The 13,271-nt window shown below is 73.4% G+C and carries 10 protein-coding genes; 3 read left to right on the top strand and 7 right to left on the bottom strand.

Going from position 1 to position 13,271, the window contains the following annotated elements; translation table 11 throughout:
• Nucleotides 1-23: 23 nt before the first annotated feature.
• The 3 genes from WMF45_RS33610 to WMF45_RS33600 form a co-directional block, all read right to left on the bottom strand.
• Nucleotides 24-512 carry a hypothetical protein gene (locus tag WMF45_RS33610; RefSeq protein WP_437709286.1) on the bottom strand — a complete coding sequence of 163 codons (489 nt, stop codon included), beginning with the start codon at nt 510-512 and terminating at the stop codon, nt 24-26.
• 189 nt (nt 513-701) lie between these two features.
• A complete protein-coding gene (locus WMF45_RS33605; RefSeq protein WP_437709284.1) occupies nt 702-1,844 on the bottom strand; it encodes a hypothetical protein in 1,143 nt (380 codons plus the stop codon).
• A 136-nt stretch (nt 1,845-1,980) separates the two neighbouring features.
• Entirely contained in the window at nt 1,981-3,150 is a 1,170-nt protein-coding gene (locus WMF45_RS33600) for a hypothetical protein (protein ID WP_437709282.1), read from the bottom strand.
• A 127-nt stretch (nt 3,151-3,277) separates the two neighbouring features.
• On the opposite strand from WMF45_RS33600, the gene WMF45_RS33595 reads away from it, so the two are divergent.
• A complete protein-coding gene (locus tag WMF45_RS33595; RefSeq protein ID WP_437709281.1) occupies nt 3,278-3,940 on the top strand; it encodes a hypothetical protein in 663 nt (220 codons plus the stop codon).
• Nucleotides 3,941-4,093: 153 nt separating this feature from the next.
• Here WMF45_RS33595 and WMF45_RS33590 read toward each other — a convergent pair whose 3' ends face one another.
• Nucleotides 4,094-4,708 (bottom strand): hypothetical protein, encoded by a 615-nt coding sequence (locus WMF45_RS33590; RefSeq protein WP_437709279.1) that lies wholly within the window; start codon nt 4,706-4,708, stop codon nt 4,094-4,096.
• 107 nt (nt 4,709-4,815) lie between these two features.
• Nucleotides 4,816-7,317, bottom strand: coding sequence for a M1 family aminopeptidase (locus WMF45_RS33585; protein ID WP_437709277.1), 2,502 nt, complete (start codon nt 7,315-7,317; stop codon nt 4,816-4,818).
• 525 nt (nt 7,318-7,842) lie between these two features.
• On the opposite strand from WMF45_RS33585, the gene WMF45_RS33580 reads away from it, so the two are divergent.
• Nucleotides 7,843-9,105 (top strand): hypothetical protein, encoded by a 1,263-nt coding sequence (locus WMF45_RS33580; RefSeq protein WP_437709275.1) that lies wholly within the window; start codon nt 7,843-7,845, stop codon nt 9,103-9,105.
• 20 nt (nt 9,106-9,125) lie between these two features.
• Nucleotides 9,126-10,592: an OmpA family protein gene (locus WMF45_RS33575; RefSeq protein WP_437709273.1), complete on the top strand. Its 1,467-nt coding sequence runs from the start codon at nt 9,126-9,128 to the stop codon at nt 10,590-10,592.
• Between the two features lie 107 nt (nt 10,593-10,699).
• On the opposite strand, the gene WMF45_RS33570 is transcribed toward WMF45_RS33575, so the two are convergent.
• Both WMF45_RS33570 and WMF45_RS33565 read right to left on the bottom strand, forming a co-directional pair.
• Nucleotides 10,700-11,740: a hypothetical protein gene (locus WMF45_RS33570; protein ID WP_437709271.1), complete on the bottom strand. Its 1,041-nt coding sequence runs from the start codon at nt 11,738-11,740 to the stop codon at nt 10,700-10,702.
• A complete protein-coding gene (locus WMF45_RS33565) occupies nt 11,718-13,232 on the bottom strand; it encodes a serine/threonine-protein kinase (protein WP_437709269.1) in 1,515 nt (504 codons plus the stop codon). The genes WMF45_RS33570 and WMF45_RS33565 overlap by 23 nt, the downstream gene beginning before the upstream one ends.
• Nucleotides 13,233-13,271: the final 39 nt, after the last annotated feature.

Raw genomic sequence — 13,271 nt, 5'->3', positions numbered from 1 at the left:
CCGGCGGCCGCCGAGGCCTCGTCTCAGGTGAGGCTGATCCGCGGCCGCAGGTTCTGCTCGCGCAGGAACGGCTCGATATCGTCCACGATGTCGAGCTGCACCCCCGCCAGGCTCATCGCCGCCCCGATCGTCTGGATCCCCATGCGCCCGAGCTTGTTCATCTCCGGGGGCGGGCGGACGACGATGTGCTCGATCTTGTCGCGCACGTTGAGTCCCCACTGGGTCAGGATCACGCGCGCCTCGCTCTCGTACCGCACCATGAGCCCCATGTCGTAGATGAAGAACGCCCGCTCCCCCGGGCGCATGACGCCCACGAGCTTCTGGTACGCGTCGACCGAGATGAAGCGCGCGGCCTCACCGGTCGCCACCGTCTCCCGCAAGAGCTGGACGACCATGCCCGCCGGCTGCGTGATCCACACGCCGACGCTCCCGGTGTCGTCGAGCAGGTGCGGCTGCCTGCGGAACGCGAGTCTGCGGTTCGACGGGAGCATCTCTCTAAAGACAATAGCCATTCCGGCCACCGGGGCCCGCCCGCGACGACCGGAAGCGCCCCACCCGCCCGACCGGTCCGGTCGAGCCGATGCGCGCTGTTGTTTCACACATCACCGGACGAGCTCCTCCCATGGGGTCAATGCTGCGTCATGGTGGTCGCAAAAAACGGATTCGGCCAGAAATGTGTGATCCTGCCGCCTCGGACCCGTTCAGGCGAACAGCGCGGCGCAGGCCGACCCGATGAGGTTGACGTGCTCGAGCCGGGCGACCCGGGGCTCGATGCGCGAGCCGACGAGGGCGCGCAGCGTCTCCTGCACCCGCGGCGCATAGCGGGGATCGCCCCAGAAGAGGCTGCCCTCCGCGAGGATGCCGACCCCGGGAGGGGTGTCGAGCACGTCGGTGACGGCCGCGAGCCCCGCCGCCACGAGGTCGGCCGAGCGCTGGAGCAGGTCGCCAGCAACCTGCCGCTCCTCGTCGGCGCCCTCGTCGCGGAGCCGCACGAGATCCGCGGAGCTCGTCAGCGGGGCATGGTCCGGACACAGCCGCCCGAAGAGCCGGGGCAGGTAGGCCCCCGACACCGCCTTCTCGAACCGCTGCGCGCCGGGGTTCTCCGAGGTCGCGTCGAGCTCCGCGTCGAACGGCTGGAGGTGCGGAGGGTTGAAGTTTCCGTTCTCGAGGTTGACCGCCATCGGCGCGACGAAGTGGCCCGTCTTGAGCTTCGGGATCCGGCCGGCGGGGAGGAACGTGGCCATGTTGGTCCCCGTCCCCACGATGAGCCCGATGAACGCCGCGGGCTGCGACCCGCCGTGCGCGAAGGCACCGCCGAGCAGGCTCGCCACCGTGTCGTTCAGCACCCGGACCGGACCGGGCCGGAGCCTCCGCGCGCCGAGCGCCCGGCCGAGCCGCTCGCCCACGCTGGTGCCCTCGACCCCGGCGACCTGGACGCCCTTGGTCCAGCGGAGCAGCCGCGCGTCGAGCGACGGCAGCGTCTCCGACGGATACGAGAAGCAGTACCCCACCGGCAAGCCGTGCACGGCGCCCAGGCGCTCGACCAGCTCCGCCTGCACGTCGAAGAAGGCGTCGCCCGTGATCTCCGGTCCGCCCGGGAACTTCGCAGGCACGGGCCCGGCGACGATGCGCGACTCGCCGCCCGGCAAGAGCTCCACGATGGCGGCGCGCAGGTTCGTGCCGCCCGCGTCGACCACCACGGCGCGGCCCATCATCCCTCCCGGCGGCGGCGCGAGATAGGCAGGGAGCGCGGCGATCTCGGTGCCGGGCGTGGAGAGGCCGAAGACGATGCGCGCCGCGAGCGTGCGGCGGATGTCCTGGAGCTCGGTGAGCGAGAGCTTCATCGGCGGAATGCTTACCCTCAGGCCCCTGAGAAGGAAATAACTTTGCAAGTGGCGCAAGTGAGGCTGAGCGTGCTTGGCGTCGGCCTCGCCCGGACGGCAAGGGGCCAGCGCCTCGCTGCCGCGGTTGCGCTGTGCGTCACCTGGAGGAGGTCGCTGGAGAGCGGTTGTCGTCCACACCGAAGACGACCGGATAGACCACCGTCGCAACGCTCTTGCGGTCTGCGGCGGAGGGGAATCGGAGGCCGCGGAAGACCTCGAGGACGCAGCCGACGACCTTGGCGTCGCGGAGCGGGGGAGCGGGCGACGACGGCGGCGTCGCGCCGGGCGAGGGCAGCGCAATCAGGAGCGGCGCGTCCTCGGGCGGGCGGTCGGCGTCACCCGCGTAGGTGACCTTCCCTTCGCCGTCGACGACGAGGTGTACGGGCAGGCGCCCTTGGAGCTTGGGGTTCTGGCGAAGGCCCTTTTCAAAGCAAGCGCGCATCTCGCCGAAGCGCTCCTGGACGACGCTCCGCACGACGTGAGGCGGGATATGGGCTTTGCCCTTCATCGGGTCATAGGGGTTGCTCTTGCAACGGGCGGCAATGCCCCTCACGGCCTTGGCGTCCTGGTCGAGCTCCCTCTCCAGGGCGGCGCGGGCGACACCGGCCTTCTTGCTGTCGTGAGCGCCGAGCGACGCCTGGAGCTTGCGGGCCGCGGCGCCGGTCCGGGCGAAGCTCTCCCGGATGCCCTTGGCGCCCTGGGCGAGCTCCGGATCGGAGGCCTGGACCGCGGCCGCGCGGGCCCAGAGGTCGAGCCGATCCGCGATCCTCCCGAGCACGTCGGGCGGCGTGTTCAGGTCGGATTGCCGGAGCACCTCGATCATCCTCGAGGCTTTCTGGACCTCCGGGCCGAGCGCCTTGCAGTCGGCCTCGATCGAGCGCGCGGCGCCGCCTTTCCCGGGGAGGGAGATCGGGGCGCGCTCCTTCACGGGCGAGCGGGCGGGCGGGCGGTTGTTTCCGGTATTTCCGGCGGAGCGGACAGGCGTGCTCGTCTTGTCGGACACCGGGATCGGGGCGCGTGGCTTCGGGACCTCGGGCGCGGTGTCGCGGGCGCGCGTGCTCCTGGGCGGGCGCAGGGCGGAGCGCTGCTTCTCCTCGGGCGAGCGCAGGGCGGCGCGCGCCTCGCGGGTCGAGCCCTCCGGGACGGCGCGCGGGGCGGAGACCCCGGCGTGCGTGGGGTCGGCGTCGGCGGCCGGCTCTCTCCGCGGCGCAGCTCCGCAGCCCAGCAGGGCATGAACTCCGACGAGGACGAGCCACGCGCTTCGCATCCGTTCCTCCGAGGTGCGTCCGACGTACGAGCCGTCGTTTTGATACAGTACACCGGTCCAAACATCGCCAGCAGGCGAAACGGCGGGGCCTCCCAGGAGGTGGGACAGGCAGCGCAGGGAGTGTGACGTGAACAAGCGCGAGAAGAACGGCCGCGGGGGTGGGAAGGACGATCACGGCAAGGGCGGGGGCGAGCTCGCGGAAGCGGCGCATGCGCTCGAGCGCGAGCTCGTCCGCTTCGAGGAGCTCGCGGAGTCGGCGCGGCGGCTTTCCCTCGACACCCGCAAGGGGATCGAGCGCGCGGCGAAGTCGACGACCGAGGCGGCCGAGGCGCAGCAGCGCGTGAGCCTGGCGCTCGGGTCGCTCATCGCGGCGATCGCGGCGGCGCGGGATCGCCACGAGGCGACCGCCACGGCGCTCGCGGCGCGCGGCGAGGAGATCAAGCGGAGGGCGGAGCAGCTCGGGGAGCTGTTCCAGCGCTTCGCGGCGCTCGGGGAGGAGGGGAGGAGCATCAACCAGCTGGTGCAGGAGACCGCGGCGCGCCAGCGGGACGCGACGACGCCGGAGCAGATCCACGAGGTGGTGGCGGCGATGGACGAGGTGGAAGGGCGAATGGGGCGCCTCGCCGACGAGGCGCGAGCCCTCGCCCAGGCGGCGACGGCCGCGGGGATCGTCGACCTCGCGGAGCAGGCGGACGGCATGCGGCAACAGGTGACCGCGATGCGGAACAAGGTGGGGCTCCTGCGAAAGGGGATGCTGTCGCGGCTGGGAGGGGGGAGCCCTCCAAACTAGGGGGCGTAGGCGTTCACCAAGCCTCGCGCCGCGTTCTCCCACCTCCGAACGTTTACGTGGTCGTGGTCGTGGTCGTTCACGACCTATCGTTGACGACCACGACCACGACCACGACCACGTAAACGTTCACGTTCACGTTCGCATTGGTGACGGCTACGCGGACGGCGAGCGGCAGAGCGTGAAGTAATGGTCGAGCGAACGCTCGCCCTTGAACGCCGCGCCGATGGACACGTCCTTCGAGACCCGACGCATGAAATCACGGGTTCCGTTGTAGACGAAGAACTGGAGTCCTTTGCTGTTGGGGACGACCCGGGGCCAGCCGTCAGGTACAGGCCCATCAGGCACCTGGAAGTAGTCGATCACGATGGCGCCACGCTCCTGCCACGCAGGGTTGCCGGCAGTCGGGACCGCGACGAAGAAGCCCGGGCCAATCCAGGGACGCGTGGAACCCTCGTTGTAGCCGAAGAGCCGAGCGCTGCCGTCCTCGGGCAAGGCAAAACGCTTCTCGAAGAAGCGGAATGTGGACGGGAGAGGAAGGCTGTTCCTGCCCTCGTGACGAACCGCCACGCGGCGCGGGGTGCCGTCCGGGACGAAGAAGTCGAGCGTGATCGGGGGGGCGTGGCTCGCGGCGGCATAGAGCGCCCGCTGATCCGCGCGCGTCGTGGTCGACAGGGCGCTGCGGCGCTCCTCGTGCGTCAGGCCATCGAGGTGCTCGGCGATGCGAGCTATCGGGGCGTTCTGGCGAAGAAGTTGGACGAGCTCCGACATGGGCAGCGGAGCATAGCAGCGTTCGGCTGCGGCGCAGAGGGCCGGCCTCGCCCTGGAGCGAGGCCGGCGGCGGGAGGTGCGAGATGCGATGTCGCGGCGAGCGCGCGTCAGAGGCAATGGACGGGAGAGCGCAGCAGATCGGCGGTGGTGTCCGTCACGTCGGCGCCCTCGATCCCCGCGGCGAAGCGGCGGAAAGCCTGCTCGTCACCCCTCGTCAGCGCGACCGCCGCGCAGACGGCGGCGGGGTGGGCCGAGCGGGCCGCGGGCGAGCGGAGCACCCGGGCGAGGCCGTCCAGCGCTCCCTGGTTGCCGGCCGCCGTGGGCGCGGCGGAGGCCACCACGGCGCGGAGATCCGCGGCGAGGACGTCGGACACATCGGTCGCGCCGAGCACGCCGGCGAAGAAGGCGCGAAAGCCCGAGAGTGCAGCCGGGTCGAGCCCGTCCACGTACGTCGCGAGGTGCCGGATCGCGAGCACGCGCGCGCGCACCGAGCTCGCCCTCTGCGCGACCCTGCCCCACGTGCGGAGCGCCGCCTCGTGCGGCAGCTTGAACTTGGACAGGTACTGGAGCCGCACGTCGGAGACTCCGCCCGAGGCGAGCCCGGTCTCGAGCGCGGACCAGTCCTCGGCGAACAGCGCTTCGGGGGACACGACGGCGCTGCACGACGCGTAGCTTCCGACGTAGTCGAGGCCGTAGCTGTAAGGCGCTCCAGCGAAGAGGCCGGTGAGAACGCTCGACCACGCGCCGCGGACGTCGGCGTCGAGGCCCGGCGCGCACGCGACGTCGCACGCCGCGGCGAGCGATACCGCCCGGGCCGCCTCGCCGTCGAGGCCCTCGACGAACGCCTCGAACTCCTCGGGCGCGAGCCCCTCGGGCAGGCCGTCCTGGAGCGCGGCGAGCTGGTGCGCGCCGCCCACGTCGAGGAAGCACGAGACGCCCTCGGGATCCGCGGGGACGCGGCGCGGGGCGAGCGTCGCGGCGTAGGCCTCGAGATCGCGATCGGTTGTCAGGAAGGCCCACTCGGGGTGGCGGTCCTGCGGATCGACGACGAGGAGCTCGCCCGGGCGCGCGGGCGCGACCTCGACGCGCTCGCCGGGCGTGAGCGTCTGCACGCGGGTCGGGCCGTCGCCGGCCACCCACGCGAGCTCCAGGGGCGCGACGAGCGCGCCCTCCGGGTCGTGCACCGTCACGAACGCCCCGCCGGAGGGCGCGGGGTCGACCGTGAGCCACGGGAGCGCCTTGGCCACGACCGCGCGCCGCGCGCGCGCGGCCGCCTCCGGGCCGAGCGCCGGCGCGAAGGCGTCGAGGAACGCGTCCGTGCCGATGGTCCCGAACCGGCGCTCCTCGAGCACCCCGCGGAGCGCCGACCAGAACGCCTCCTCGCCGGCGAGGCTGCGGATCTGGGTGAGCAGCCAGGCGGCGCGGCCGTAGGGGCCGCTCGTGTACTTCTCGCCCGGAGCGAGCGACGGATCGCGGACGGCGTCGCCCTCCCGGGGGCCGAGCTCGTCGCCGTTCAGCGTCCCCGCGCCGCTCTCGTCCGTGTAGACACGGACGCCCTCCTGCGCGAGCAACGTCGCCATCCCCTCCTTGATCCAGAGGTCGTCCCAGGTCTCCACCGTCACGAGGTCGCCGAACCACTGGTGCGCGAGCTCGTGCGTCGTGAGCTCGAGATCGGAGGCGAGCGCGGGCTGCGTGCTCCGCTCCTCGCGCTGGAAGCTGATGCTCGCGTGCTCGATCCCGCCCACGGAGAAGTCCGGCAGGAGCACGAGCGCGTACTTCTCGAAGGGGTACGGCACGAGCAGCTCCTCGAAGCGGCCGATGGCGCGCGCGAGCTCGTCCGCCATCCTGCCGTGATCGCCGGGCAACCCGCGGCGGTGCCAGACCGCGATGGGGAGATCGCCCTTCGTCCCGCGCTCGACCTCGAAGTCGCCGATCGCGAACGCCATGAGGTAGGGCGGCAGCGTGTAGGCCGTCTCGTACCGGACGAGGTGGCCCGACGCCCCGAGATCCTCGTCGCCGACGAGATCGCCGTTGGCGATCAGCGCCTCGCCGCCGTCGACGCGCATCGCGACCGAGAAGATGGCCCGGTCCGAGGGCGCGTTGTGGCACGGCATCCACCGCGACGCGCCGAGCGGCTCCGACACCGTGTAGACGGCGCGCACGGCGACCGGATCACCCATGCGCGCCGGCACCGCGCGGAGGGCGTCGCCGGAGAGCGCCTCGTAGTCGATCTCGAGCGCGATCGGCGCGCCGCTCATCGCCTCGGGCTCGCTCGAGAGGTCGATCGCGAGCGCCTGGCGCTGCGGATCGAGCGCGTGCGGGAGCGCCCCGCCGCCCTTCCGCCGGACCTCCTTCACCTCGGCGACGGCGCTGTCGAGGACCACCGCCCTCGGGCCGTCTCCGGTGAGCGACAGCGTGACGCCCAGCGTCGCCACGAGGCGGCTCCGCTCCCAGTCGAACTCGCCCCGGAGGTCGTAACGCTCGACGTCGAACGCGCTCCCCTCGAGCGGCGCCGGACCCTCGTCCGAGCACGCGGCGGCGAGCGACCCGAGCAGCAGGCAAGCCACGCGGAGCGCTCCGGGGCGGTGTTTCTGGAGTGTGCAGTGCATCGCGGTTCCTTCGATCGGAAGAGGGATTCATGTCGCGAGGCCAGGCGCCAGCGCTCGGACCCCCCGAGCCCACGGCGGCGCAGCGACGCGTAACTGACCGCGGGACAGTTACAGAACCCGGGCGCGTGGCCAAGCCATGTGATCGCGCCGGAGCCCCCGGCGAGCCGCTTGTTGATGAAAAGAAGGGGCGCTCGGTCGCCCGCGTCACGGTCGCTCGGCGCTCCGGGCCGCCGCGCGTGGAGGCCGCGCCTCCGGCGCGCGCGGATCGCCCTCTGCCGTGCTCTCCGCGCTTCGCTCGTGCGTGCGGGGAGGAGCGATGATCAGCTGCCCAATCGGCAAGGAGGGTGAGCGCGTCGACATCGCATCGACATCGCATCGACGGTGAGCGCCTCTCACGCCTCCCGCTCGCGCGCGAACGGAGGTGTGGATGCATGGTATTGCAGGCGCGCACCCTTGCGCACTCTGGGCGCGAATCGCCTTTCATTTGTAAGGGTTGCGGCGACCTGTGCGAGGATGCTCCCCGCCATGGCACAACACAAAGATGGGTGCGCGCGGGGGCGCTCGTGGGTCGCGCCGCTGGCTGTGGGCGCGGCGCTCGGCGTCGCGCTCCTTCCGAGGAGCTCGTCCGCTCAGACGTGGACGGGCGGGCGGACGACGCCGGTGCTCGACGAGATCGTCGCGATCGACAGGACCGGGGAGCCGCGGTGGCCCTACGGCGACGAGGACGTCGCGGGCGACGGCGGGACCTTCGACACGCCGGAGCGATCGATCGACTTCCGCTCCGCGTACGCGGTCGCCGCCGACGGGCGGTTCTGGGTGCGCGGGTATGTGTCGGAGACGGCCGCGATCAGCGCGGAGGCGACGCTCTTCGTGTTCATCGACACCGACAGGAACCGGCAGACCGGCGGCACCGCCGCGACGGCGGGGATCGACGACCGGTTCACGATCGACGAGTCGCCGGGCGGCTACGAGGTCGTGCTCGGCGTGAAGGGCGACGGCACGCTCGTGAGGGTCTGGTCCTTCTCCGGGGCGTCGGGGCGGTACGAGCCCGTCGACGTGACGGACGCGCAGGTCGCAACCGAGGCAGGGACGGACCTCGACCCGCTGCTGATCAACGACCCGACGCGGGGGTACGCGCAGGCATCCATCGCGCTCGACCTCGTGGGCGTCGGCGTGGCGTGCGAGGCGAACCTGTACTTCCGGTCGGTGAACGACGCGGCGGCGCTCGGGCCGGGCGATCTCGACATCGGCCTCTCCGCCCCGTGCGTGGCCGGCGATGCGGACGGCGATCGCGTGCCCGACGTGATCGTCCCCCCCTCCGGCTGCACGCGCGACGCGGACTGCGCCGGCAGGGGCATCTGCGTGGACGGCGACTGCATCCTGCCGGTGTCGTGCGTCGACGACGTCGACTGCGACGCGGACGAGGACTGCTCCGCGGACCACCGGTGCGTCCCCACGCCCGGGGACACCTGCACGTCGAACGCCCAGTGCGGCGACCTCGTGTGTGTCAGCGGGCAGTGCGGCCCGTGCTCGCCGAGCGCGTCCGAGTGCGGCGCGGACCTGCGCTGCGCGCCGACCGGGCGCTGCGTCGACGGCGGGGCGTCGAGCGGCGCGGGCGGCCCGGGCGAACCGGAGCTCATGCCGGGGGATGCGGTCCAGGGCGGCGCCTGCGCCTGCGCGGCGGGGCCCGCGCCGTACGGAGGGGGAGCCCTGTCGCTGCTCGCCGCCGGCGGGCTCGCGCTCCGGTTGCGGAGGCGCCCGCGCCGCGGACCCGGAGCCGCCCGATGAACCCGATGAAGAGGAGATCCATGCGCGCACCGATCCTCGCCGCCACCACCTGCGCTGCCTGCGCGGTCCTCGCCGCCGCGACGCCCGCGTCGGCGCAGAGCACGGACATCGACGTCGAGCGCTTCAAGCCGGCCGTCACCCACGACGCCTTCGTCGTCACGGAGGGCTCCGGCGTCCGCGAGCCCGGCGACCCATGGGCGTTCGGGCTGTTCCTGAACTACGCCCGCAACCCGCTGATCGTCGCGACGGGCGACGGCGAGGTGCGGAGCCAGATCGTGAGCGGCCGTCTGGGCGCCGATCTCATGGCGTCGGTCACGATCGCCGAGCCGTTCGCGCTCGGCCTCGACATCCCGTTCTTCCTCGCGCAGTCGGGCGAGGGCTCCCCGTCGTTCGCGGGCCTCGGCGACATCCGGCTCGTGCCGAAGCTGCGCCTGCTCGACGACCGCGACTCCATCGGCCTCGGCCTCGTGGCCGAGCTGCGCGTCCCGACGCACACAGGAGATTTCGCGGGCGGTGCGCGCAACGTCGTGTTCTGGCCGCGCATCGTGCTCGACCACCGGTTCGCGCCCGGCCTCCGGTTCGGCGTCAACGCGGGCGTCGCGATCCGCGAGGGGACGACGTACGCGAACGTCGAGGCGGCGAGCGAGCTGACGTACGCCGCGGCGCTCGGCTACCGCTTCGGCGGCATCGACGGGAAGGTCGAGATCGGCGCCGAGGCGAACGGCGGCATCGGCATCGCCGCGGACAGCCTCGACGAGGAGGAGACGCCGCTCGAGGCGCTCGGCTACGTGAAGATCAACCCGAGCGAGGAGTGGGAGATCACGGCGGGCCCGGGGATCGGCGCGCTGGCCGGCTACGGCGTGCCGATCTTCCGCGTGTTCGCGGGCGTGAAGTACACGCCGACCTCGCACGACAGGGACCACGACGGCGTCGACGACGAGCGCGACCAGTGCCCCGACGTCCCGGAGGATCGCGACGCCGATTACGACAGCGACGGCTGCCCCGAGGAGGATGCCGACGACGATCACGACGGCGTGCCGAACGCGGACGACGAGTGCCCGGACGAGAAGGAGACGATCAACGGCGTCGAGGACGACGACGGCTGCCCCGACAAGGGTGAGCCGCGGGTCGCGTACGAGCAGGGTGAGTTCGTGATCCGGGACACCATCCGCTTCCGGACCGGCTCGGCCGAGCTCGAGCAGGACTCGTACAGGACCCTGGACCAGGTGGCGCTCGTCATGAAGGCGAACCCCGAGATCGAGCGGCTGCGGGTGGAGGGGCACACCGACGAGACCGGCACGCCCGAGCTGAACCAGGAGCTGAGCGAGCAGCGCGCCGAGGCGGTCCGGAAGTACCTGATCCAGAAGGGCGTCAGCCCGGGCCGGCTCACGGCCGAGGGCTTCGGGTCGGACAGGCCGGTGGCCGAGGGCACCGACCCGGCGAGCCTGGCGAAGAACCGCCGCGTGGAGTTCGTGATCGACGAGTGAGGCGCGCTCGCCCGGGAGCGGCGCGTCGCGCCCTCCCGGGCACGGCGGCTGGCCCGCAGCGGGGCCGGCCGCCGCGGCGCGCCGTGGCGCTGGGCGCGGCCGGGGGGTCAGAAGCGGCCGTGGATCGCCAGCCCGCCGCCGGTCGTGCCGACGGCAGGCGCGACCACGATCCGCGCCGCCGCGGGCTCCGTGTCGCCGAGCGACGTCACGAACAGCGCGACGCCGGCCGCGAGCCCGACCCCGCCGACGATGAAGCCGGCGGTGGACAGCTTCGCGGCGCTCTTGGCGTCCTCGACGAGCGTCACGCCGCGGGCGTCGCAGAGCGTCTCGGTCCGGCAGTGATCGTCCTGGGCCTGGTTCCACCGCGAGCTGGCGAGGAGCCCGAAGATCGAGCCGGTCACGACGCCGGCGACGCCGACGCCGCCTGCGACGAAGGCGAGGGTGCGGCGGGTGCCCGCGCCGCTGTCTCCATCGCCGCCCGCGGCCGGCCGGAGCGGCGCGGAGAGCGGCCCGGGCTGCGCGCCGGGCGGCAGGGTCGCCGCGGTCGCCGCGGGGTCGTCCTCGAGCGGCGGGACCTCCACGGTGACAACCTGGCCGGGGCCGGCGGTCTGCGCCTCGACCGAGAACGGCTTCTTGCCGGGCGCGGTCGCCTCGACGCGGTGCTTGCCCGGATCGACCGGGAGCGGCGCGCCCCACGCGCCGGCGTCGAGGACCGCGCCGTTGCGCCTCACGACGAGGCCGTCCGCCGGCGTGGCCACCGTGATCGCGAGGCGCTCGAGCTTCTTCTCCAGATCGGCCGCGCGGCGGGTCGCCTTCGCCTCGCGGTCCGCCTGGCCGGCCCGGCTCGCCATGTCCGCCGCCTCGCGGAACGCCGCCCAGGCGCTCGCGCTGCGGCCGAGCCGCTCGAGGCAGTCCGCCAGGTTCCACTGGGTGCCATAACCCGGGTCCAGCCGCTGGCTCGCCGCGAACTTGGGGCACGCCTCGGCGAGCTTGCCCTGCGCGACGAGATCGCGCCCCTCGCGGAAGAGCGCCTCGGCCGCGGCCGCCTGGTCCGCGGACGGCTCCGCGCGGGCGACACCCGCGGAGAGCGACAGGAGCGCGGCGACACACCACGCGACGCGGAGGCTATTTCCTCGATGTCTCGTCATCGTCATTCCTCGGGGGCCTCTGGGGCGGCCTGGGCGCAGACGGCCTCGGCGCGGGCGGTCGAGCGACGCCGCTCGCCGGCGCCGACGCGGCGGCGCGGGCGGTCGTCGCAGCGGAGGGCTGCGCCGCGGGCATCGACGAGGCCGCGGCCGGCGGATCCACGGGCGTGTCGGCGCGCGGCGGCTCGGCGCTGGCGGACGGCGTCGGCATGGGCTCGACGCGGGCGGACGGAGGCGGCTCGGCCTCGGCGCGCGCAGGCGGCGCCGGCTCGGCCGAGGGCGCGGGCGCGGTCGGCGGCGCGCTGCGCACGGCGAAGTAGACGCCCGCCCCGCCCGCGAGCGCGGCGGCCAGCACGCCGCCGACGATCAGGGCGACGGGCGGGCGCGACGCCGGACGCTCGGGGCGGTTCGATAGCCGCACGCTCGTGGCGGGCGCCGTGGCCGACAGCGCAAACGGTCCGGAGGGCCCGCCCGACGGGCGCCCCGCGGCCTCGAAGGGCGCGGCCGACCCGCGCGGCGGGGTCAGCGCAGCGCCGAACGGCGCGCTCGAGGCGTGCGCGGAGGCCGAGATGGCGCCGAACGACGCGCGCGACGCGCGTGTGACGGGGTCGAGCGGCACCAGCATCGCCTCGACGATCGCCTCGCCGCCGGGCAGGAACGCGCGCAGCGCCGCCGCGAGCTCGCCGGCGCTCGCTGTGCGGCCCGCCGGATCGATCACCAGCGCCCGGTGCACCACGCGGGCGACCTCCGGCGGCACCCAGGGCGCGATCTCCTGGATCCAGCGCACCGGGGTCGTGCAGATGGCCAGGACGAGCTCTCCGAGGCCGGTCAGGTGCTCGTTGGGCCGATGGCCCGAGAGGGCGTGGTACAGGCTGACGCCGAGCGACCAGACGTCCGAGCGCGCGTCGATGGCGCCGTTGCCGCGCGCCTGCTCGGGCGACATGTAGAGGGGAGAGCCGAGGAGCGCGCCGCTCTTCGTCATCCCGCCGTTGCCGAGGCTGTTGTCCGTCACCTTGGCGACGCCGAAGTCGAGCACCTTGACCACGCGCTGGCCGCCCTGCTTCTTCGCGAGGAACAGGTTGGCCGGCTTGATGTCGCGGTGGACGATGCCGGCCTCGTGCGCGCGCTCGAGCCCCAGGCACGCCTGCAGCCCGATGCGGAGCGCGAGATCGACCGGGAGCGGGCCGAGCCGCTCGATGAGGGCCTGCACGTCCTCGCCCTCGAGGAACTCCATCGCGATGTACGGCGCGCCGGTCTCGCGGTCGCGCCCGGTGTCGAACACCTGCGCGATGTGCTCCGACTCGACCGCGCCGACAGCGCGCGCCTCGCGCTGGAAGCGGCGGACGAGCTCGTCGTCCGCGGCCTGGCCGAGGATGACCTTCACCGCAACGCGGCGGCCGGTGCCCGCGTGCCGGGCCTCGTAGACGGCGCCCATCCCGCCCTGGCCGAGCAGCCGGAGCATCGTGTAGCGGTCGTCGAGGGTTCGACCGATCATCGCGCGAGGCCCGGGCCATGGGCGCCGGCGGCGGGCGCG

This window comes from Sorangium sp. So ce448, from assembly GCF_051520915.1.
Classification (GTDB): domain Bacteria; phylum Myxococcota_A; class Polyangia; order Polyangiales; family Polyangiaceae; genus Sorangium; species Sorangium cellulosum_B.
The sequence above is the reverse complement of the archived record's forward strand: the minus strand, read 5'-3'. Positions and strand labels throughout refer to the sequence as shown.